The 21,519-nt window shown below is 36.7% G+C and carries 16 protein-coding genes and 1 riboswitch; of the genes, 11 read left to right on the top strand and 5 right to left on the bottom strand.

Annotation, left to right across the window (positions count from 1 at the left end; all coding sequences use genetic code 11):
* Position 1 precedes the first annotated feature (1 nt).
* The 8 genes from gatA (at position 2) to ABH961_RS26370 (ending at position 9,978) form a co-directional block, all read left to right on the top strand.
* Positions 2 to 1,459, top strand: coding sequence for an Asp-tRNA(Asn)/Glu-tRNA(Gln) amidotransferase subunit GatA (gene gatA, locus ABH961_RS26405; RefSeq protein WP_048542045.1), 1,458 nt, complete (start codon positions 2 to 4; stop codon positions 1,457 to 1,459).
* 14 nt (positions 1,460 to 1,473) lie between these two features.
* Positions 1,474 to 2,901 carry an Asp-tRNA(Asn)/Glu-tRNA(Gln) amidotransferase subunit GatB gene (gatB, locus tag ABH961_RS26400; protein WP_001047688.1) on the top strand — a complete coding sequence of 476 codons (1,428 nt, stop codon included), beginning with the start codon at positions 1,474 to 1,476 and terminating at the stop codon, positions 2,899 to 2,901.
* Positions 2,902 to 3,371: 470 nt separating this feature from the next.
* The gene (locus ABH961_RS26395; RefSeq protein WP_000977669.1) at positions 3,372 to 4,277 is read left to right on the top strand and encodes a diacylglycerol kinase; all 906 of its coding nucleotides are present in this window, start codon (positions 3,372 to 3,374) and stop codon (positions 4,275 to 4,277) included.
* Positions 4,278 to 4,414: 137 nt separating this feature from the next.
* Positions 4,415 to 5,161, top strand: coding sequence for an HAD family hydrolase (locus tag ABH961_RS26390; RefSeq protein ID WP_098078379.1), 747 nt, complete (start codon positions 4,415 to 4,417; stop codon positions 5,159 to 5,161).
* A 154-nt stretch (positions 5,162 to 5,315) separates the two neighbouring features.
* Entirely contained in the window at positions 5,316 to 6,680 is a 1,365-nt protein-coding gene (gabT, locus tag ABH961_RS26385) for a 4-aminobutyrate--2-oxoglutarate transaminase (RefSeq protein ID WP_176519565.1), read from the top strand.
* 115 nt (positions 6,681 to 6,795) lie between these two features.
* Positions 6,796 to 8,163: a sigma-54 interaction domain-containing protein gene (locus ABH961_RS26380; protein ID WP_098049460.1), complete on the top strand. Its 1,368-nt coding sequence runs from the start codon at positions 6,796 to 6,798 to the stop codon at positions 8,161 to 8,163.
* Positions 8,156 to 9,607: an NADP-dependent succinate-semialdehyde dehydrogenase gene (gabD, locus tag ABH961_RS26375; RefSeq protein WP_098078384.1), complete on the top strand. Its 1,452-nt coding sequence runs from the start codon at positions 8,156 to 8,158 to the stop codon at positions 9,605 to 9,607. Before ABH961_RS26380 ends, gabD begins: the two co-directional genes overlap by 8 nt.
* Before the next feature lie 47 nt (positions 9,608 to 9,654).
* A complete protein-coding gene (locus ABH961_RS26370) occupies positions 9,655 to 9,978 on the top strand; it encodes a DMT family transporter (RefSeq protein WP_000263262.1) in 324 nt (107 codons plus the stop codon).
* A 40-nt stretch (positions 9,979 to 10,018) separates the two neighbouring features.
* Here the strand turns inward: ABH961_RS26370 and ABH961_RS26365 are convergent, their stop codons facing one another.
* The 4 genes from ABH961_RS26365 to ABH961_RS26350 form a co-directional block, all read right to left on the bottom strand.
* Positions 10,019 to 11,248: an aminopeptidase gene (locus ABH961_RS26365; protein WP_046958891.1), complete on the bottom strand. Its 1,230-nt coding sequence runs from the start codon at positions 11,246 to 11,248 to the stop codon at positions 10,019 to 10,021.
* A 116-nt stretch (positions 11,249 to 11,364) separates the two neighbouring features.
* A complete protein-coding gene (locus tag ABH961_RS26360) occupies positions 11,365 to 12,447 on the bottom strand; it encodes a polysaccharide deacetylase family protein (RefSeq protein ID WP_048542035.1) in 1,083 nt (360 codons plus the stop codon).
* A 151-nt stretch (positions 12,448 to 12,598) separates the two neighbouring features.
* Positions 12,599 to 13,702, bottom strand: a complete 1,104-nt coding sequence (locus ABH961_RS26355; RefSeq protein WP_098078387.1) for a polysaccharide deacetylase family protein — start codon at positions 13,700 to 13,702, stop codon at positions 12,599 to 12,601.
* A gap of 276 nt (positions 13,703 to 13,978) precedes the next feature.
* On the bottom strand, positions 13,979 to 15,175 hold the full coding sequence (locus ABH961_RS26350) for a NupC/NupG family nucleoside CNT transporter (protein WP_404520366.1): 1,197 nt from the start codon (positions 15,173 to 15,175) through the stop codon (positions 13,979 to 13,981).
* A gap of 201 nt (positions 15,176 to 15,376) precedes the next feature.
* Positions 15,377 to 15,478, bottom strand: a riboswitch (purine riboswitch).
* 121 nt (positions 15,479 to 15,599) lie between these two features.
* Here ABH961_RS26350 and rlmD point away from each other — a divergent pair.
* The 3 genes from rlmD (at position 15,600) to ABH961_RS26335 (ending at position 20,362) form a co-directional block, all read left to right on the top strand.
* On the top strand, positions 15,600 to 16,976 hold the full coding sequence (gene rlmD / locus ABH961_RS26345) for a 23S rRNA (uracil(1939)-C(5))-methyltransferase RlmD (RefSeq protein WP_016133496.1): 1,377 nt from the start codon (positions 15,600 to 15,602) through the stop codon (positions 16,974 to 16,976).
* 160 nt (positions 16,977 to 17,136) lie between these two features.
* Complete coding sequence (locus tag ABH961_RS26340; protein ID WP_098078389.1) at positions 17,137 to 18,126, top strand: tRNA dihydrouridine synthase; 990 nt, start codon at positions 17,137 to 17,139, stop codon at positions 18,124 to 18,126.
* A 217-nt stretch (positions 18,127 to 18,343) separates the two neighbouring features.
* Complete coding sequence (locus ABH961_RS26335; RefSeq protein ID WP_098049323.1) at positions 18,344 to 20,362, top strand: GAF domain-containing sensor histidine kinase; 2,019 nt, start codon at positions 18,344 to 18,346, stop codon at positions 20,360 to 20,362.
* A gap of 102 nt (positions 20,363 to 20,464) precedes the next feature.
* Here ABH961_RS26335 and ABH961_RS26330 read toward each other — a convergent pair whose 3' ends face one another.
* Positions 20,465 to 21,376, bottom strand: a complete 912-nt coding sequence (locus tag ABH961_RS26330; protein ID WP_098077995.1) for an endonuclease NucS domain-containing protein — start codon at positions 21,374 to 21,376, stop codon at positions 20,465 to 20,467.
* Positions 21,377 to 21,519 lie beyond the last annotated feature (143 nt).

Raw genomic sequence — 21,519 nt, 5'->3', positions numbered from 1 at the left:
GATGTCATTATTTGATCATTCCGTATCAGAGTTACATAAGAAGTTAAACAACAAAGAAATTTCCGTTACGGATTTAGTAGAAGAATCATACAAACGTATTGCGGATGTTGAAGATAACGTAAAAGCTTTTCTTACATTAGATGAAGAAAACGCACGCGCGAAAGCGAAAGAATTAGACACGAAAATTGGTGCTGAAGATAATGGTTTATTATTCGGTATGCCAATTGGTGTAAAAGATAACATTGTAACTAACGGTCTTCGTACAACTTGTGCGAGCAAAATGTTAGCAAACTTTGATCCAATTTATGATGCAACAGTTGTGCAAAAGCTAAAAGCTGCTGACACAGTTACAATCGGTAAGTTAAATATGGACGAGTTCGCAATGGGTTCTTCAAATGAAAACTCAGGTTTCTACGCTACGAAAAATCCATGGAACTTAGATTACGTTCCAGGCGGATCTAGTGGTGGTTCTGCAGCAGCTGTAGCAGCAGGAGAAGTATTATTCTCTCTAGGTTCTGATACGGGTGGTTCTATCCGTCAGCCAGCTGCATATTGCGGCGTTGTAGGTTTAAAACCAACTTACGGACGCGTATCTCGTTACGGATTAGTAGCATTCGCATCTTCACTTGACCAAATCGGACCGATTACACGTACAGTAGAAGATAATGCATACTTATTACAAGCTATTTCAGGTATTGACCGTATGGATGCAACTTCTGCTAACGTTGAAGTAGGAAACTACTTAGCTGGTTTAACAGGCGACGTTAAAGGTTTACGCATTGCTGTACCGAAAGAATACTTAGGAGAAGGTGTTGGCGAAGAAGCTCGTGAGTCAGTACTAGCTGCTTTAAAAGTATTAGAAGGTATGGGCGCAACTTGGGAGGAAGTATCTCTTCCACACTCTAAATACGCTCTAGCAACGTATTACTTATTATCTTCTTCTGAAGCATCTGCTAACCTTTCACGCTTTGATGGCGTACGTTACGGTGTTCGTTCTGATAATGTAAATAATTTATTAGACCTTTACAAAAACACACGTAGCGAAGGTTTTGGTGATGAAGTAAAACGTCGTATTATGCTTGGTACATTTGCACTTAGCTCTGGTTACTATGATGCATACTACAAGAAAGCACAACAAGTACGTACATTAATTAAAAACGACTTTGAAAATGTATTTGCTAACTACGATGTTATTATTGGACCAACAACGCCAACTCCGGCATTTAAAGTGGGCGAAAAAGTTGATGATCCAATGACAATGTATGCAAATGACATTTTAACAATCCCAGTAAACTTAGCGGGTGTTCCAGCGATTTCTGTTCCATGTGGATTCGGTGCTAATAACATGCCACTTGGTCTACAAATCATTGGTAAACACTTCGATGAAGCGACAATTTACCGCGTTGCACATGCGTTTGAGCAAGCAACAGACTATCATACAAAAAAAGCAAGTCTGTAAGGAGGCGAGAATAAATGAATTTAGAAACAATTATTGGTTTAGAGGTTCACGTTGAGTTAAAAACAAATTCGAAAATTTTCTCTGCGAGTCCAACAGAATTCGGAGCGGAGCCAAATACACAAACAAGTGTAATTGACTTAGGATACCCAGGGGTACTTCCTACTTTAAATAAAGAAGCAGTTAACTTTGCAATGAAAGCTGCAATGGCATTAAACTGTGAAATCGCAACGGAAACGAAGTTCGACCGTAAAAACTATTTCTACCCAGATAATCCGAAAGCTTACCAAATTTCTCAATTCGATAAGCCAATTGGTGAAAATGGTTGGATTGAAATTGAAGTAGACGGTAAAAAGAAACGTATCGGTATTACACGTCTTCATTTAGAAGAAGATGCTGGTAAATCAACGCATACAGCTGATGGTTCATTAGTAGATTACAATCGTCAAGGTATGCCTTTAATCGAGATCGTATCTGAGCCAGATATGCGTACGCCAGAAGAAGCATATGCATACTTAGAGAAGTTAAAATCAATCATTCAATACACTGGCGTATCTGATTGTAAGATGGAAGAAGGTTCCTTGCGTTGTGATGCGAACATTTCCCTTCGTCCAGTTGGACAAGAGAAGTTCGGTACAAAAGCGGAACTGAAAAACTTAAACTCATTCACTTACGTACAAAAAGGTCTTGAGCACGAGCAAGTGCGCCAAGAGAAAGAATTGTTATCTGGTGGTATCATCCAACAAGAAACACGTCGTTATGATGAAGCAACGAAGAAAACAATCTTAATGCGTGTGAAAGAGGGATCTGACGATTACCGTTACTTCCCAGAGCCAGACTTAGTTGAACTTTACATCGATGATGAATGGAAAGAAGAAATTCGTGCTTCGATTCCAGAACTTCCAGATGCACGTAAAGCTCGCTACGTTGCAGAAATTGGCTTACCAGCTTATGATGCACACGTATTAACATTAACGAAAGAGATGTCTGATTTCTTTGAAGCAGCAATTGAAGATGGAGCAGATGCGAAACTAACATCAAACTGGTTAATGGGTGAAGTGCTTGCATACTTAAACAAACAACAAAAAGAATTAAAAGACGTTGCATTAACGCCTGCTGGTTTATCTAAAATGGTTCAATTAATTGAAAAAGGTACAATTTCTTCTAAAATCGCGAAGAAAGTATTTAACGAGTTAATTGAAAAAGGTGGAGACCCAGAGGAAATCGTTAAAGCAAAAGGTCTTGTTCAAATTTCTGACGAGGGTACACTTCGTAAAGTTGTAACAGAAATTCTTGATAATAATGAGCAATCTATCGAAGACTTTAAAAACGGTAAAGACCGTGCAATTGGCTTCTTAGTTGGTCAAATTATGAAAGCTACAAAAGGACAAGCAAATCCGCCGCTTGTTAACAAAATCTTACTTGAAGAGATTAATAAGCGATAATAATAGTAACTTGTAAAGATTAAGCAGAAAAACACCCGTACATGGGTGTTTTTCTAGGTTAATCAAACGTTTGTTTAAATGAGAGAAGATCGTTTAAACAAACGTTTGATTAACTGTCAAAAGTGTAAAAATGTTTGTATAGCAACTATGGTATGATAGTTGCAAAAAGGTGGGAATAATGATAAATCTAGACATAGAGGTTTTTTTCATCTCATGAAATAATAGATAATTATTATTCGTTATATGTAAATTGTTGTGAGGAAATAGATGGACATAAATTTTTTGTCAAATAAAACAAAACCATTGAAATGAATATTTACTTTTGATGGACTACACGAATCGGGTTCTTACTGCCTGTTTGAGCGAGATAAAAGAAGGATAGGAAGATGAGAGGAGGTAGGCATGGGAATACTGAATAGAAGTTCGGTATGTTCTTTTTCAATATATAAAGAAATTTCCTGTGCTAATAAATGATGAAGCGAGCAAGAATTATTTATAATCCTACTTCTGGGCGCGAGCTATTTAAGAAGAGCTTACCGGAAGTATTACAAAAATTAGAACAAGCTGGATATGAAGCGTCTTGTCATGCGACAACTGGTCCTGGAGATGCGACTGTGGCAGCGAGGCAAGCTGCGGATCGTAAGTTTGATGTTGTTATCGCAGCTGGTGGTGATGGTACATTAAATGAAGTGGTGAACGGCTTAGTAGGACATGAACATCGTCCAAAGTTTGGAATTATTCCAGTTGGAACGACAAATGATTTTGCGCGTGCGATCGGTGTACCTCGTGCTATTGAAGAGGCTGCGGATATTATTTGTGAAGGGAAAACAGTTCCGTTAGATCTTGGTAGAGCGAATGATACATATTTCATTAATATCGCTGGTGGCGGCCGTATTACAGAATTAACATATGAAGTGCCAAGCAAGCTAAAGACGGTATTAGGCCAACTTGCTTACTATTTAAAAGGAATCGAAATGTTACCGTCATTACATCCAACATATGTTGAAATTGAGTATGATGGGAAATTACTACAAGAAGAAATTACGATGTTTTTAATTACGAATACTCGTTCAGTGGGCGGCTTTGAAAAGGTAGCACCATATGCATCGATTAACGATGGATTATTTGATTTATTAGTACTGAAAAAAGGTTCTATTGCTGACTTAATTAAAGCAGCAACACAAGCGCAGCGTGGTGAACATATTAATAACCCAAAAGTGCTATACACACAAGCAAATCGAATTAAAGTGCATTCACCAGATAAACTAATGATTAACTTAGACGGTGAATACGGTGGAGATGCACCGATGGAATTCGAAAATATATATCATTGTCTTGAACTATTTGTTCCTGAACAACAAGAGGATGCCCTGTAAAGGCATCCTTTTTATTATATAGAGGAATTGTAAATTGGAAGTTAGTTTGATTTTTATGGTATTTTTACAATTCGTTTATTTTATATCCATACTTTATTGATACACTGGAGGAGATAAGAAACGAGAGGTAGGGTGCTATGGAGAAGGTAAAAGCAATACTATTTGATAAAGATGGGACATTAATGGATTTTCATTCAATTTGGATAAAAGTAGCTGAAGAACTTGTGGCGGAATGTATAAATCTATATCAACTTCCAAAGTCAATGCAGCAAGATTTATTAAAAGAGATCGGTGTGAATGGGGTATTTGTGAACCCTCATAGCGCAATAGCGGCAGGAACAAGCCTTGATGTTGCAAAGGGGCTTTGTAAGTATATTATGTCATCTAAGGAAGAGGAAATGCATGAGTGGGTAAGTGAAAAATTATTTTCTCTTATGTATGAACACCGCTCCTATATGAAAATGACGGCGGATTTACCGAGGATTTTACAAGGTTTAAAGGATAGAGGATTTATTTTAGGTGTTGTGACAGCTGATGATTTTGCACCAACAGAATTATTTTTGAAACAATATCAATTAGAGTCCTTTTTTGATTATGTTGTAGCTTCAGATACATTTCCGGCACAAAAACCAGATAAAAGAATTGTAGAATCTTTTTGTGAGAAGTTTCATTTAGAAGCATGTGAAGTAGCCGTCGTTGGAGATACACCAACTGATTTATATTTAGCGAAAAATGGCGGCGATTGCTATGCAATTGGAGTACTGTCTGGTACAGGAGATCGTCAAACGTTAGAACCACTTGCAGATTTAGTAGTACAATCTGTTGGGGAGTTTATTTCTCATTCGGGTGAGTTGATTTGGGAACAAGGAAAGTCTATTGTGTAAGAAAAATAAGTCTATAAGGACTCTTAATGAGTCTTTATAGACTTATTTTTTATGTCGACATAGAAGGTATGCAGGATGAATGCTGGGAAAGAACGTTGGCATACATTTTGCAATGAAAAGAGAAAACAATGTAAAGAAAAGGATGGGGTACGTAATGAACACAAAAAAATTTGCTAAAGTAAATGAACAAATTCCTGGACCGAAAGCAGCGTCTTTATTAGAACGCCGCCAAAATATAGTACCAAAAGGAGTAAGTAACGGCATCCCAACGTTTGTACAATCTGCAAATGGTTCTCTTGTAACAGATGTTGATGGCAATCAGTACATTGATTTCGCGGGAGCAATCGGAACAATTAACGTAGGGCATTGTCATTCAGCTGTTAAAGAGGCGCTCCATAAACAAGTAGATCAATACATTCATACTGGATTTAATGTCATGATGTATGAGCCATATATTGAATTAGCAGAAAAACTTGCGGCATTAGCGCCGGGAAGTTTTGATAAGCAAGTACTATTTTTAAATAGTGGTGCAGAAGCGGTTGAAAACGCAGTGAAAATCGCTCGTAAATATACAAAAAGACCTGGTATTATTGCATTTTCTAAAGGATTCCACGGGCGTACATTAATGACAATGACGATGACAAGTAAAGTAAAACCATATAAATTTGGATTTGGCCCATTTGCGCCTGAAGTCTATAAAGCACCATTCCCGTACGAATATCGCCGCCCAGAAGGATTAACGGAAGAGCAGTACGATGACTTTATGATTGAAGAGTTTAAGAATTTCTTCATATCAGAAGTAGCACCAGAAACAATTGCAGCCGTTGTAATGGAACCTGTTCAAGGGGAAGGCGGATTTATCGTTCCAAGTAAGAAGTTTGTGCAAGAAGTACGCAATATTTGTTCAGAACACGGCATCTTATTTGTAGCGGATGAAATTCAAACAGGATTTAGTCGTACAGGAAAATATTTTGCCATTGATCATTATGATGTCGTTCCAGATTTAATTACGGTATCTAAATCATTAGGCGCTGGTGTACCGATTAGTGGTGTTATTGGGCGCAAGGAAATTATGAATGAGTCTGCGCCGGGAGAGCTCGGTGGAACGTATGCAGGAAGCCCACTAGGATGTGCAGCAGCATTGGCAGTACTTGATGTAATAGAAAAAGAGAATTTAAATGATAGAGCAATAGAATTAGGAAAAGTCGTAATGAACCGATTTGAAGAGATGAAAAATAAATATAATTGCATTGGTGATGTGCGTGGTTTAGGAGCAATGTGTGCATTCGAGCTTGTTCAAGATCGGAAGACGAAAGCACCTGATAAAACGTTAACAGCTAATTTGTGCGCAGAGGCAAATAAACGCGGATTACTCCTACTATCAGCAGGGACATACGGTAATGTTATTCGTGTGTTAATGCCATTAGTTATTACAGATGAGCAACTTGAAGAAGGATTAACAATAATTGAAGAATCATTGCAAGTCTGTTATGAGAAAGCAAATACTGCTCGTGTTTAAAAGCTAAATAATAAATCGCAAACATTCTAGCTGACTCTATATAAAATGCAGAAAATTCACTTTATAATAAAGGTAGTGAAGTGAATCGATGGATTGAAAGTTAGGGGTGGCTAGGATGGTTGGAGAAAAGGAACGAGTGTTAATGGATTTACAAGATGTATTTGAATATGCGTTTGACGAAATTTTTGTAACTGACGAAAAGGGAATCGTTGTGCGTGTAAATAGTACATGTGAAGGGCACTATCAATTAGCTGCTAAAGAGTTAGTAGGTAAGCATGTAAAAGAGTTGCAGAAGGATGGTATCTTTTATCCATCGGCAACGTTAGAAGTAATTGAAAAAAAGAGACCGATTGAACTCGTTCAAACGACAAAATCAGGAGAGTATTTACATGTTCGTACAAGGCCTGTTTTTGACGATGAGGGGAATTTAAGAAGAGTAATTAGTTATTCTCGTGATCTTACAGAACTCTACCAATTACGTCAAAAGGTAGAGGAAATGGATAATCAGTTAAAAACATATAAAAAAGAATTAAGAGAAACGTATGAGCATGAAGGACTTATTTTTAAAAGTATCGCTATGCAAAAAATAGTCGAGACAATTAAGAAAGTATCTGTGGTAGATAGTACAGTTCTCGTTTTAGGTGAGACAGGAGTAGGGAAGAGTCGATTAGTACGTCATTTACATGAAGTGAGTAACCGGAAGAATGAAAGTTTCTATGAAATTAACTGTGCGGCATTGCCAACGAATTTAATTGAATCAGAGCTTTTTGGATACTCAGGTGGATCTTTTACAGGTGCGAATCGTGAAGGGAAAAAGGGACTATTAGAAGCCGCGCATAAAGGAACTCTTTTCTTAGATGAAATTGGCGAAATGCCGCTTGAAATTCAAGCGAAGCTTTTGCAAGTGTTGCAAGAAAAAACGTTTCGCCCTATAGGCGGAAGGGAATTAAAAAAGGTGGACGTTAGAATTGTAGCGGCAACAAATCGAGATTTAAGTATGATGGTGAAACAAGGAACATTCCGGAAAGATTTATATTATCGTCTAAATGTCATTCCAATTTTAATTCCGCCACTCCGGGAAAGAACCGAAGACATTTTGCCACTCATTTATCATTATTTACAGCACTTTAATGAAAAATATGGCCGGAATGTAAAATTAGCACCTAGCACATTGCAAATATTTGTTGGTTACCCTTGGGAAGGAAATAATAGAGAAATTGAAAATGTGATTGAGCGAATTGTTATAACTGCTGACGATATCGTTACGATAGAAGATTTGCCAATAGCGATGCAAGAATCAACGGTTGAACAGTCCGGTCAAAGTCTCTATAAAATGTTAGAAGAAGTAGAACGGAATATTATTTTGAAAGCATATAAAACATATGGATCGAGTTATAAAGTAGCGGAGTTTTTAAAAATAAGTCAATCTGCTGCCACTAGGAAAATAAAGAAACTTATAGAGGAGGAAGAAAACATTGGATAAAAAAGCGACGTTTGTAAATGTAGAAAAAAAGGCGATGTATATAAATGGTGAGTGGATTACATTACAAGAACAAATCGAAGTAAATAATCCAGCAACGAAGGAAATATTTGCGACGGTACCAAAGGGCGGAGTAACAGAGGCAAAGCAAGCTGTTGATGCGGCCCATGAAGCTTTTAAATCATGGTCTAAGTTAACGGCAGCAGACCGTGCAGTGAAGTTGAAAAAATGGTTCACACTTATTGATGAAAATAAAGAAGAGATTGCAGCGATCATGACGAGAGAACAAGGAAAGCCGTTTGCAGAAGCACTTGGTGAAGTGAATTATGCAAATAGCTTTGTTGAATGGTATGCAGAAGAAGGAAAACGCGTATATGGTGAAATGATTCCTGCTTCTCATCCGAATAAACGTATTTTAGTTATGAAGCAACCAGTTGGAGTTATGGCAGCTATTACACCTTGGAACTTCCCTGCTGCTATGATTACGAGAAAGGTAGCCCCGGCACTTGCAGCAGGATGTACGGCAGTTGTAAAACCGGCAAGCCAAACGCCGTTAACTGCTTTGAAATTAGCTGAATTAGCCCATGAAGCAGACATTCCAAAAGGCGTAATAAATATTGTAACAGGCAGTGCGAAAGCAATTGCTGATACGTGGATGGAAGATGGACGTGTTCGAAAGGTTTCCTTTACAGGATCAACGGAAATTGGGAAGGAATTAATGGCCAGTGCTGCACAAACGATGAAAAAGGTTTCACTTGAGTTAGGTGGTCACGCGCCGTTTATTGTTATGAATGATGCGGACTTAGATAAAGCGGTAGAGGCGGTAATCGGTTCGAAATTCCGTAACGCAGGACAAACGTGTATATGTACAAACCGAGTATTTGTTCAGGAAGAAGTGTATGAAGTGTTTGTAGAGAAGTTCCAAAAGGCAGTAGGGCAGTTGAAAGTAGGAGACGGTTTCGGTGACGGAACGACTGTAGGACCACTTATTGACGAGAATGCAGTTTCGAAAGTACAGGAACATATTGAAGATGCTATCCAAAAGGGTGGAACAGTTTTATTTGGTGGTCATAAGGTTGCAGAGCTAGATGGACACTTTATGCAACCAACTGTAATTGGATTGGCGAACGATACGATGCTTTGTATGAATGAAGAAACATTCGGTCCAGTTGCACCAGTTGCGAAATTTAAAACGGTTGAAGAAGTAATCGAACGAGCAAATCATACACCATATGGCTTAGCTGCTTATATTTTCACAAAAGATATTAGTCAAGCATTCCAAGTTAGCGAAGCATTAGAGTACGGTATTATCGGATTAAATGATGGACTTCCATCAGTTGCACAAGCACCATTCGGTGGTTTTAAAGAAAGTGGTATTGGCCGTGAAGGAGGCCATTTCGGTATCGAGGAATATTTAGAAATTAAATATATTTCATTAGGACTATAAGTAGTATACTAGAATCTCTATAAGGTAACAGAGAAGGAGATTCTAGTATGGTATATTGGCTATTATTACTCGTAACAATTATTTTTGAAGTAGCTGGAACAATTGCGATGAAATTATCAAACGGTTTAACAAAGCTCGTTCCAAGTGTACTGATTTTCGTATTTTATGGAATTTGTTTTAGCGTATTTGCTATCGTTGTCAAAAAAATTCATTTAAGTATCGCTTATGCCATTTGGTCTGGTGTAGGAACATTACTTATTACAATCATTAGTGTGTATTTCTTTAAAGAGCACATTAGCTTATTCCAAGCATTTTGTATTCTTTTTATTGTTTTAGGAGTAATTGGGCTTAAGGTTTCATCGGCATCATAAAAGGCTATCTTCCGGTGTGGAAGATAGCCTTTTGTTTTTATTAAAATGCCCAGTTACCTTTACGGAAGATAGGCTCATGTCTGCCATCATCTGTAATACCATCGATATCAAGCTCGGCTGATCCGATCATGAAGTCATTGTGTGTAATACTAGTGTTCGCACCATTTTCAGCAAGTTCTTCTTTAGACATTGTTTTTCCACCAACTAAGTTGAAAGCATAAGCACTTCCGATTGCAAGGTGGCAAGATGCGTTTTCATCAAACAGCGTATTGTAGAATAAAACATTTGTGTTTGAAATTGGTGAATCATGAGGTACTAAAGCTACTTCTCCTAAGAAGTGAGAACCTTCATCTGTTTCTACTAAATGTTTTAAAGCCTCTTCACCAGTTTCAGCTTTATAATCTACGATACGTCCGTTCTCAAATGTTAACGTGAAGTTATCGATAATATTACCTGCAAATGCTAACGGTTTTGTGCTAGATACTTGGCCGTTTACACCTGTTTTAAGTGGCATTGTAAATACTTCTTCAGTTGGAATGTTCGCCATAAATGGTACGTTCTTTTCATTTAAGCTACCAGCACCAGCCCATACATGCTTTTCTGGAAGTTCGATCGTTAAATCTGTTCCAGGAGCTGTATAGTGAAGGGCTTTATAATGTTTTTCGTTTAAGTAATCAACTTTTGTATGTAACGTTTCATCGTGTTCTTTCCATGCTTCCACAGGATTTTCTAAATCCGCACGAGTAGCTTTGAAAATAGCATCCCATAGTTTTGCTTCTTGTTCTTCTGGTGCAACGTCAGGGAATACTTTCGCAGCCCATTCTTTCGTAGGAACAGAAATGACACACCAGCTTACTTTATCAGCTTGTACGTAATCACGGTATACTTTCATTGCTTCACCAGCTACTTTATGAGCTGTTGCGATACGCGTTGATTCTACACCTTTTAATAAATCAGGGTTTTCTGCATAAATAGACATAAATGCAGCACCTTCTTTTGCTAATTCTTCACGAGCGTGTGCTTTCCAAGATGGGAACTCAGCGAATGCTTCTTCAGGAGCTAGGTCGAACTTTAAGCGTGTTAACGTCTCATCATTCCAGTCCACATATACGTGTTTTGCACCAGATTTATATGCTTTTTCTGTAACGAGGCGCACAAATTGTACAGCTTCAAGAGGTGCACTAATTGATAATGTTTGTCCTGGTTGAATATTAACACCAACATTGACTGCAAGAGCAGCATATTTCTCTAACGTTTGTTCAAATGACATATGTATAATCTCCTTTAATTTGAAAGATTTCTTACTATATATAATACAAGAAAATTCAAAAAATATATATAAATATAGCGTAAAAAGAGAGCTCAAAATATATTGAGCTCTCATCGTTATTTAATCGAAGAAGCAAATTGTTCTACGGTCGTCGTATGGTGTATGCGAACACGCTTCATTTTTAACAACTCATCGGGTTCACCTTTCGTAATGAATTTTCCGGGTTTTGTTGTCGTCGCAAATTGATAATATTTCTTCGTTTCTGCAACAACTTTATCATCCACATGACCGAATGGATAAGCAACTGCAGTAACAGGCTTACCTGTTATTTTCTCTAGCTTTTCCTTTGATTCTTTTAATTCTTCTTCATAGTTTGTAATTTTCGGCAAGTCTGCATGTGTTGCAGTATGAGATTGCATAGAGAAAATGCCGGAATCAACCATTTCTTTTATGTCAGATGTAGAAAGTGATCCTTCAGCATCGACATTATTAACAATCATATATTCTGTTGCTGTTGGTTTAAACGTATCATCTTTTAGCTTTTGTAAAATATGAAATGCATTTATATTATTTTTCATACCGTCATCAAATGTAACAAAGATAGGTTTATTAACTTTATTTATATCGCCCCAGCGTTCAAAAGTTAGTAATGTATAGCCGTTGTCCTTTAAATATTTCATTTGGGCTTCAAAATTAGCAGGTGATACGAATAAATCTTTAATGCCTTGTCCGTGATAATCATCGATTGCATGGTACATAAGAACGGGAACCTTTTGCTCGAAAGTAATAGCAGATTTTGTGAGTGGAATGGTTTTCCCATCCTCTTTCATTCCTATTGCTTCAATTTGGAACTCACCGCGTTTTCCTTCAAATTCTTTTATGTCAAAATGAAGTGAAAATTGCTTTTCCTTTTCTTTAGAAGAAAAAGGTTTAGCACTTTCCTTCCCATCAGCTGTGCGCCAAATTTTATATTGTACCTCACTTAAAGTATCCTTTATATCTGTCATATGAATAGTAGTGTTTGTAGATTCGTGTGTAATCGGATGATAAGAAATTTTACCTTGTTCTTGCACAGTCTCTTCTTGTTTCTTAACTTCTTGAACCTTTTTCTCTTTTTTAGGTTCCTGGTTTACATTGCTAGTATTACAGCCTGCTAGAATGGCAGATGTACATAAAGCAATTGCTGCGTATTTTCTCATGAAATCACCTTCTATTGTGTATTATGTTGCATACTCATATTTAAAATCCCCACCGCTGTAAGAGAGGTGGGGATATACCCTTGTACATCATATCATTTTAGTAATGAGACAGGTTTTTAATAGAGCCATTTCGACTGTTTTTTAGTAAAGTTTACTTTATAAGAGATATGAATTTTTCCATTGATGTATTAGGCCCTACAAAGTGGCGTTTAATTAAGTACTGTTCGTTTGGCATCCCTTTTGTAATGTGATTACCGTGATCAGTAGTTACTGCGAACTCATAATATTTTTTTGTTTCTTCAACAGCTGGATCATTATAAGAACCTACTGGATAGGCAAGAGCTATGACCTTTTTACCAGTAAGGGCTTCGATTTTTTCTTTCGAACTACGTAATTCCTCATCATAATTGCTTGAATGAGCCATCATCGTATGATTAGCAGTATGTGATTGAATAGAAAAAATGCCTGAATCCATCATTTGTTTTATCTCATCTGTTGATAGACGATTTGGTTTGTCTATCTCATTTGAAGTAAGGAATTCAGTAGCCGTAGGTTGAAATCTATCATCCTTTAATTTTTGTAAAATATGAAGAGCGTTCATATTATTTTTTCGACCATCATCCATCGTTACAAAAACAGGTTTATTTACACGATTTATATCATTCCAACGTTCAAATGTAAGCATCGTATAACCGTTATCTTTTAAGTATTGCATATGTTTTTCGAATTGCTCAGGTGGTACGTATAAGCCGTAATCCCCATCACTTGGTCCAGGGTATTTTTCAATCGCATGGTACATTAATACGGGTACATGTTGCTGGAATGTAATTTTAGATGTTACTAGATTTGTTTCAGTATGATCTTCTTTGATTCCTACTGTTTCAATTTGAAATTCGCCACGTTTTAAATGAAATGATTTTAAGTGTAGTGGGAGGGCAAAGTCACGTTCTTTTTCTTGTGAAGTAAAAGTTTGTTTGTTTTCAGGACCATCAGCAGTACGCCAAATATTGTAACGTACTTGTGTGAATGAATCTCTTAAATCCTTTGTATAAAGCGTGGTATTTTGTGCGTTATATTCATACGGATCCCATGTAATAATCCCTTGTGTTAAAGGCAGTTCAACCGCTTTCGCTTTTTTTTGTTCAACTGTTTGTTTCGCCGTTGCTTCTTTTATTTGTTTATCACTAGTGCTACTAGTGTTACAACCTACGAGAATAGCAGAAGAAAGTAAAGCGATATATGTATATTTTTTCATTCTATCATCCTTCTATTGTGTTTTAATTATCATCACTTATGTCTTGAAATTATCATTCGTATAAGTGACACTAACTCAAATTTTTGATTTTAAAAATTTGAGTTATACCCTTGTACATCATATCACTATAGAATATAGAGGGGAATACATTTTTGGAATAATTCGGAAAAACACCTTATATTTTTCTGGTGAGGTTTACATAAAAATACATTTAGAAGATGAAAAAACTCCACCTAAACTTCCTTTAGAAAAGGAGAAGTAAGGTGGAGTTTTTTATTAAATAAATAATCCAGCGATTGTTGCAGATAAAATAGAAGCAAGTGTTGATGCAAATAACATTTTCCAACCGAATCTAGATACGACACTTCCCTGTTTTTCAGAAAGAGCACGGATTGTCCCAACGATCGCACCAATTTGGCTAATACTTGCGAAGCTAATTAAGAATACTGTAACGATTCCGACTGTACGTGGAGATAATGTTGATGCAACACCTTTTAAATCAAGGATTGCTACAAACTCGTTTAATACAATCTTCGTACCCATAATTCCACCAGCTGGGATAATATCTTGAGTTGGAATACCCATTAAGAATGCGAATGGAGCAAGTATATAACCGAAGATTTGTTGTAAAGTAACAGCATATCCCATTGCACCTGAAGCTGCGCTAATTACGTAGTTTACAACTTCCATCACACCGATGAAGGCAATCATTAATGCAGCAACGATACCAGCTACTTTTAAACCATCAAGCGCACCGTTAATCATTGCGCCGATAAAGCTGTCTCCGAATAAAGTTCTATCAAATTTTTGAATCACTTCATCTTCTTTCTTCGTATCAACTGGTGTTAATAGCGAACAAACGATTAAGCTTGAGAATAAGTTTAGTGGAAGAGCTGCTAGTACATATTTCGCATCTAACATCATTACATATGATGCTGTAACAGAAGCAGAAACGGAACTCATTGCAGAACAACAAATAATAAACATACGGTTTTTGTTAAAATGCTGTAAATCGTTTTTAATAACGATTAACGCTTCACTTGAACCGAAGAATACAGAGTTTACTGCGTGGAATGACTCGACGCGTGGTAAACCAGTAATTTTTGAAATTGCACCGCCGACAACGCGAACGATGAATGGTAAAACACCTAAATAACTAAAGATAGAAAGTAGTGCTGAGAAAAATACGATAATTAATAATACATTTAAGAAAAAGACAAAATCTCTTTGAATTCCATTAAAGAGAAAATCGACACCTGTCGTACCAAGTTTAATTAGTTTGTTGAAAACTTTACTAATGAAGATAATAATTTGTTGACCAATTTTTGTGCCAAACATAAACCAACCGATTAAAATTTGGAAACCAATCATAATAGCAATTGCACGGAAGTTGATTTTACTTCTATTGTTTGACAAAGCAAAGCATAAACCTAAAACGACAAGAATACTGATAATGCTCATTACATATTGCATGTAGTTGCCCCTTTCAGAAGTTCGTATAAAGTTTGTACATAAAACGCTCGTTATATTACTAAAAATAAAACAAGAGGTTTTATGTCATACGTAAGATGTCTGACCTTTTAGAAAAATGAAAATAAAAAAAGACACATATGGATTCACTTTCATCTATGAGAGAAAGCTAATCAATATGAGTCCTTTTTTGCACATAGGCTAATATTCATTAGTTTTCCCCATAGTCCAGCAATTTAAGGTTGCCGGGTAGAAACTCTCGATCCATATTATCGAATATATATGAGGTAACATCGTCCGTATTAAATTAGTAGTAGCGTAACATTAACAGAGAACTATCGTCAATAGCTTTTTTTCTTCCGATAGAAATAGACCATATAAGTATGATAAAATGTAACGCAGTGTTATGAAAAAGAGAGGTCGGAAAATGAGTACAAAAATGACGCCACCAGTTGAAAAAAATGATTTTATAGATGTAGTATTTGAAGATTTAACCCATGATGGTGCCGGTGTTGCGAAAGTAAAGGGCTATCCTATTTTCGTTAAAAACGGATTACCAGGTGAAGAAGCACAAATTAAAATTATTAAAGTGAAGAAAAACTTCGCATTCGGTCGTTTAATGAAGCTTCATACAGAGAGCCCATATCGTAAAGATGCAGAATGCCCAGTGTACAATCAGTGCGGCGGTTGTCAGCTTCAGCACTTAACATATGAAGGACAATTACAAGCGAAAGAAAAACAAGTACGTGACGTTATGCAGCGCATTGGCGGATTAAGCGATGTTCCTGTGCACCCTGTACTTGGTATGAAGAACCCATGGGTATACCGTAACAAAGCACAAGTACCAATTGGAGAACGTGAAGGTGGACTTGTCGCTGGTTTCTATCGCCAAGGAACACATGACATTATTAATATGGAATCATGTTTAATTCAGGCAGAAGAAAACGATACATTAATCCAGGAAGTAAAACGTATTTGTGAAAAACACGGTATTTCGGCATACAACGAAGAGCGTAACAAAGGAACACTTCGCCACGTAATGGCTCGTTACGGACAAGTAACAGGGGAAATCATGCTTGTCTTCATTACTCGTACAGCAGAATTACCAAACAAAAAAGCAATCATTGAAGAAATTGCTGCGAAATTCCCAGAAGTAAAATCGATTGTTCAAAACGTAAACACGAAACGTACAAACGTAATCTTTGGAGACACGACGACAGTACTGTACGGATCAGAATACATTTATGACTTTATCGGCGACATTAAATTTGCAATTTCAGCACGTTCATTCTATCAAGTAAACCCAGAGCAAACGAAAGTGTTATACGATAAAACGTTAGAATATGCAAAACTAGATGGTAACGAAACAGTAATTGATGCCTATTGTGGAATTGGATCAATCTCCTTATTCCTAGCGCAAAAAGCGAAAAAAGTGTACGGCGTTGAAATCGTCCCAGAAGCAATCGAAGACGCAAACCGAAACGCAGCACTAAACAACATGACAAACGCTGAGTTTGGCGTAGGAGAAGCAGAAGTAGTTATTCCAAAATGGTACAAAGAAGGCATAATCGCCGACACAATGGTCGTAGATCCACCGCGTAAAGGTTGTGATGATGCACTACTAAACACAATCATCGACATGAAACCAAAACGCGTCGTATACGTATCATGTAACCCAGCAACATTAGCACGTGACTTAAAAGTACTAGAAGAAGGCGGATATAAAACGCAGGAAGTACAACCTGTTGATATGTTCCCGCATACGACTCATGTGGAGTGTGTAGCTTGGCTTAAGTTGGTATAATAGGAAAGCAGTTGATATAGGAGAATCTATACCATCTGCTTTTTGGTTTACAAAAATACCATTTATAAGCGATTTTAGTTAAAATAAATATTGCTGATTTTCATAAATTATAAATTGAGAGTTTGAAATTGTATTCATAGTGAGAGGATTTGAATTTGAAATGATAGATAATTTTTGGCGTGATTTACCACGACCATTTTTCGTACTTGCACCAATGGAAGATGTGACAGACGTTGTTTTCCGTCACGTAGTAAGTGAGGCAGGTCGCCCAGACGTATTCTTCACAGAGTTCACAAACTCGGATAGCTATTGTCATCCAGAAGGTATGAAAAGTGTACGTGGCCGTTTAATTTTTACAGAAGATGAACAACCAATCGTGGCGCATATTTGGGGAGATAATCCTGAATATTTCCGTCAAATGAGTATTGGTATGGCAGAGTTAGGATTTAAAGGTATTGATATTAACATGGGTTGCCCTGTACCGAACGTAGCATCAAGAGGAAAAGGTAGTGGTCTTATTCTACGTCCAGACGTTGCGGCAGAACTTATTCAAGCAGCAAAAGCAGGCGGACTACCTGTCAGCGTAAAAACACGACTGGGCTTTAAAGAGTTAAGCGAATGGGAAGATTGGTTAACGCATATTTTCAAACAAGATATCGCAAACCTTTCTATTCACTTACGTACAAGAGAAGAAATGAGCCAAGTCGATGCGCACTGGGAACTAATTCCGGAAATTAAAAAATTGCGTGATCGTATTGCACCAAATACGTTAATAACAATCAATGGAGACATCCTTGATCGTAAAATGGGGCTGGAACTTGCTGAAAAATACGGCATTGATGGTGTAATGATCGGACGAGGTATCTTTAAAAATCCATTTGCTTTCGAAAAAGAGCCAAGAGAGCATAGCAGTAAAGAACATTTAGATCTTTTAAGACTACAACTCGATCTTCAAGATCAATATGCAGAAGTATTACCACGCTCTATCACAGGACTACATCGCTTCTTCAAAATTTATGTAAAAGGCTTCCCGGGAGCTGCTGAATTGAGAAATCAATTGATGAGCACGAAGTCGACGGATGAAGTGCGTACATTGCTTAATCAGTTTGAGGCGAGTGTTAGTGAGACACAGGGGAGTGAAACTGTGTAACTTTTGAACGTTAGAAGGGATGGAGTGTAGCAATTTTATCCCGCATTAACGAGCAGTAAGACCCCCACCTCAAAATTCAGCGGAAGCAAAGAAGTTAGGTGGGGGTCGGGCTGCCCATAAAAGCCCGATTGGTTCAACTAATAATAAGTGGGGGATGAAGAAAACCCCCACTTATTAAAGTTTCATTTTATTACGCCTATAATTGGAGGCTATGTAAATGTTAAGTGATCAGACGAGATATTCTAGGCTCGCGAATATAACAAAAATAATAAATACAAAATTAGAACTACGTGAAGTATTGCAGCGTGTAACAATGGCGATATCAGAGGAGATTGTTAGGTGTGACGCTGTTGGAATTTATTTACCTGAGGAAGATGGAACATTTAGAGGGTTTGCAGGAAAACCAGAGACCATAAATGGCGTAACGCTCGATACTCAGGTAATTGATCCCGAAGTAGACTTACTGGCAAAAGAAGTTATTGAAACTAAAAAAACCATCTATATCCCTGACACCTCAAAGGATTATCGACCGGATCGGAGACCAGTTAATGCATTCAAAATTAAGTCTTTATTAGCTCTGCCTATCTCATTTGGGCAAGAGTTGTTTGGTCTTGTTTTTTTATTTGATTATGGAGTTCCAATGAACTTAACAGATTCAGAAATTCAAAGTGTTGAAGCTTATGTCAATATGGCTGCGGTCGCCATTCAAAACGCAAAAATTTTAACACAAAAAGAAAATCTTATTGCTGAGAAGCAGCTGTTACTAAATGTTACCCGTGATTTATCAGTGTGTTCCTCGGTACAGGAGATTTTTGATAAATGTTTTTTTTACTTAGGACAGATTTTAGAGAGTAAGAACATGGCTGCCCACCTTTTAGGCCGGCTAGATAAAACAACGATTAAAACAACGAAATTAAGCGCGGACTGTGATTGGGCAGAAACTGACTGGATGGAGAAAACCTATGAAGCCAAGCTTCGAAAGGTTATTCAAACAAAAAATATAGATAGTAAGGGCCTACTGATGCTGCCATTAGTTTCGATGGGAGAAGTATTAGGGGTAATCGTCGTTGGTAAAGGGGCAAAAGCTCATAATTACGATGCTTCCCGAATTCAACTGGCAAAATCTATCGTTGATGCTACAGCTCCTACGTTTTCAAACTTGTTATATATGGATCAACTTGAAAGTATGGTGGAAGAAAGAACGAGAGAACTAGCTGTTGCTAATGAAAAAGTTACAAGTGTGATTGAAAGTATTACGGATGGATTCTTGACTTTGAATAATAAATGGGAATTTACGTACGTAAATAAGCATCAACATTTCCCGCAAAGAAAAACAGCAAAAGATGTATTAGGTAAGAATATATGGGAGGTCTTCCCAAATAGCATCGATACAGTTATATATAAGGAGCTTCATCGTGTAATGTCAGGGCGAAATACAGTTCATTTCGAATTTCTTTCTACCTCTGATGAATATTGGTATGAAGTTATTGCATATCCGTATGATGATGGCATTTGTTGTATTTGTAAAAATATAACGGAAAAAAAGCAATATGAGCAGGAATTGAAAAGATTATCCAACATAGATTTAATAGGGCAAATGGCAGCTGGTATCAGCCATGAGATTAGAAATCCAATGACAACAGTACGAGGGTTTTTGCAGTTATTAAAAGAAGAGCCCACCTATGAGAAACATAATAAGCACTTTAATTTAATGATTGAAGAACTTGACCGTGCCAATTCTATCATTACTGAATTTCTCTCAATGGGTAATACAAGGAAATCGGATTTGCAGATGTTAGATTTAAATTCAATTATCCGCGATATTATTCCTTTAATAAAGATTGATACGTATAATCAAAATAAATATATTGAAGTCGATACAAATGACATTCCAAAATTACTTTTAAATCGTAATGAGATACGACAATTATTGATAAACTTATATCGTAATGGCTTAGAAGCGATGGACAAAGAGAAAGTTCTAACCATTAGCACCTATAAAGAAGGTCGAGATTGTGTCGTGCTTGCAGTGCGTGATCAAGGAAAAGGTATCAGGCCTGAAGTATTAGAGAAACTAGGTACGCCATTTTACACGACAAAACATAATGGAACTGGATTAGGGTTAGGTGTATGTTATGCCATTGCTGCACGTCATAATGCAAAAATAGAAATTCAAACGGGATCAGAAGGCACTACCTTTTTTGTTAAATTCGATTATCAAGATAATGAAAACTAATCTTATTTAGATTAGTTTTGTTGAACTGTACCAAAAATATTTATATTTGAGTAGTATAAAAAATGGACAAACCTATATTAGATTTGTCCATTTTTAAGTGTGTTAATTAATAGTAAATCCCCATCCGTAATTTCGCACGATTATCCCATCCTGTTTTGCTTTATTAATATCATCCTCAAAGGAAGGCGCTATCCCACTACCAACTAAAATACCTTTTACAGTATTTAATTTTAATTCTTCTTTACATAGTTTAATATAATGTTTAATTTGATTTAAAGCGTTTCTATCAATAGCTCCCTTCTTAATTTCTACTACAATAAATTCGTTGTTAGTAGTATCTCTTAATAACAAATCTAAACGTGATTCATCTGAGAAGATATGTTGTGATTTTTCAATTGTATAGTTTACATCAAGTATTGAAGGGTTAGAAATGATGAATTTCTCGATATCTCTTTCTAAAATTTGAAATACTTCTTCAGCGGTTAAAACTCTATTAGTAAGTCTACCCTTGGACTCATTTTGCTCAATTAAATCTAACAATAAATTGATATCAGATGGATTCAATTCTTTCCAAGTACGAAGAGCAGAAGAAATTGCACTTAATAAAGATTGATTAGGATTAAGGTTCGCAGGTCTGGATAATTTACTCAATAATTCAGGGGTAATTTCCAAAGGAACTTGAAGGACTTTAGATTGAATAGGATTTCCAAACGCAATACATTCGCTTGGTGTTAGTTGTTGTATCTCTTTCTTTAGGTGGGGATTATCATATTTATTCATGATTAAACGATTCTGTTTGATATCTTTTACAATCACGACTTCTTCGACCAGATAATATGCGGTTATATAGCGCTTGTTATGTATTGTTTTATGAAAGAATAGAAAATCTCCCTTTTGTACTTTTTGGAGTTTGTCGGTATTAGCCCCTGACTCTCCATATGTATATTCTGTTAGCATCGGGTCCTCATGTCCGAAATTTCGTTCAGCATCTTTATAACCAATTAGATAATTCATTATTGATTCCCTCCTATATGAACTCTAGTATCATTATAATCCAACTGGTTTTAAATAGATAATTCTAAGCGGCTAAACAGCATATGTTGCTGTTTTAAAATCATCCCCACAAGCATTAATCCACCTAAGACTACAAAACCTCC

It is taken from the genome of Bacillus sp. RC251 (genome assembly GCF_044908765.1).
Lineage (GTDB): Bacteria > Bacillota > Bacilli > Bacillales > Bacillaceae_G > Bacillus_A > Bacillus_A wiedmannii.
Note: the sequence above shows the minus strand (reverse complement) of the source record. Positions and strands in the feature narration are given on the sequence as shown.

Excerpts from the sequence above, each read along its gene's own strand:
- gatA (WP_048542045.1), top strand. The coding sequence starts at position 2 with ATGTCATTATTTGATCATTCCGTATCAGAGTTACATAAGAAGTTAAAC.
- gatB (WP_001047688.1), top strand. The coding sequence starts at position 1,474 with ATGAATTTAGAAACAATTATTGGTTTAGAGGTTCACGTTGAGTTAAAA.
- ABH961_RS26395 (WP_000977669.1), top strand. The coding sequence starts at position 3,372 with ATGATGAAGCGAGCAAGAATTATTTATAATCCTACTTCTGGGCGCGAG.
- ABH961_RS26390 (WP_098078379.1), top strand. The coding sequence starts at position 4,415 with ATGGAGAAGGTAAAAGCAATACTATTTGATAAAGATGGGACATTAATG.
- gabT (WP_176519565.1), top strand. The coding sequence starts at position 5,316 with ATGAACACAAAAAAATTTGCTAAAGTAAATGAACAAATTCCTGGACCG.
- ABH961_RS26380 (WP_098049460.1), top strand. The coding sequence starts at position 6,796 with ATGGTTGGAGAAAAGGAACGAGTGTTAATGGATTTACAAGATGTATTT.
- ABH961_RS26370 (WP_000263262.1), top strand. The coding sequence starts at position 9,655 with ATGGTATATTGGCTATTATTACTCGTAACAATTATTTTTGAAGTAGCT.
- ABH961_RS26365 (WP_046958891.1), bottom strand. The coding sequence starts at position 11,248 with ATGTCATTTGAACAAACGTTAGAGAAATATGCTGCTCTTGCAGTCAAT.
- ABH961_RS26360 (WP_048542035.1), bottom strand. The coding sequence starts at position 12,447 with ATGAGAAAATACGCAGCAATTGCTTTATGTACATCTGCCATTCTAGCA.
- ABH961_RS26355 (WP_098078387.1), bottom strand. The coding sequence starts at position 13,702 with ATGAAAAAATATACATATATCGCTTTACTTTCTTCTGCTATTCTCGTA.
- ABH961_RS26350 (WP_404520366.1), bottom strand. The coding sequence starts at position 15,175 with ATGCAATATGTAATGAGCATTATCAGTATTCTTGTCGTTTTAGGTTTA.
- rlmD (WP_016133496.1), top strand. The coding sequence starts at position 15,600 with ATGAGTACAAAAATGACGCCACCAGTTGAAAAAAATGATTTTATAGAT.
- ABH961_RS26340 (WP_098078389.1), top strand. The coding sequence starts at position 17,137 with ATGATAGATAATTTTTGGCGTGATTTACCACGACCATTTTTCGTACTT.
- ABH961_RS26335 (WP_098049323.1), top strand. The coding sequence starts at position 18,344 with ATGTTAAGTGATCAGACGAGATATTCTAGGCTCGCGAATATAACAAAA.
- ABH961_RS26330 (WP_098077995.1), bottom strand. The coding sequence starts at position 21,376 with ATGAATTATCTAATTGGTTATAAAGATGCTGAACGAAATTTCGGACAT.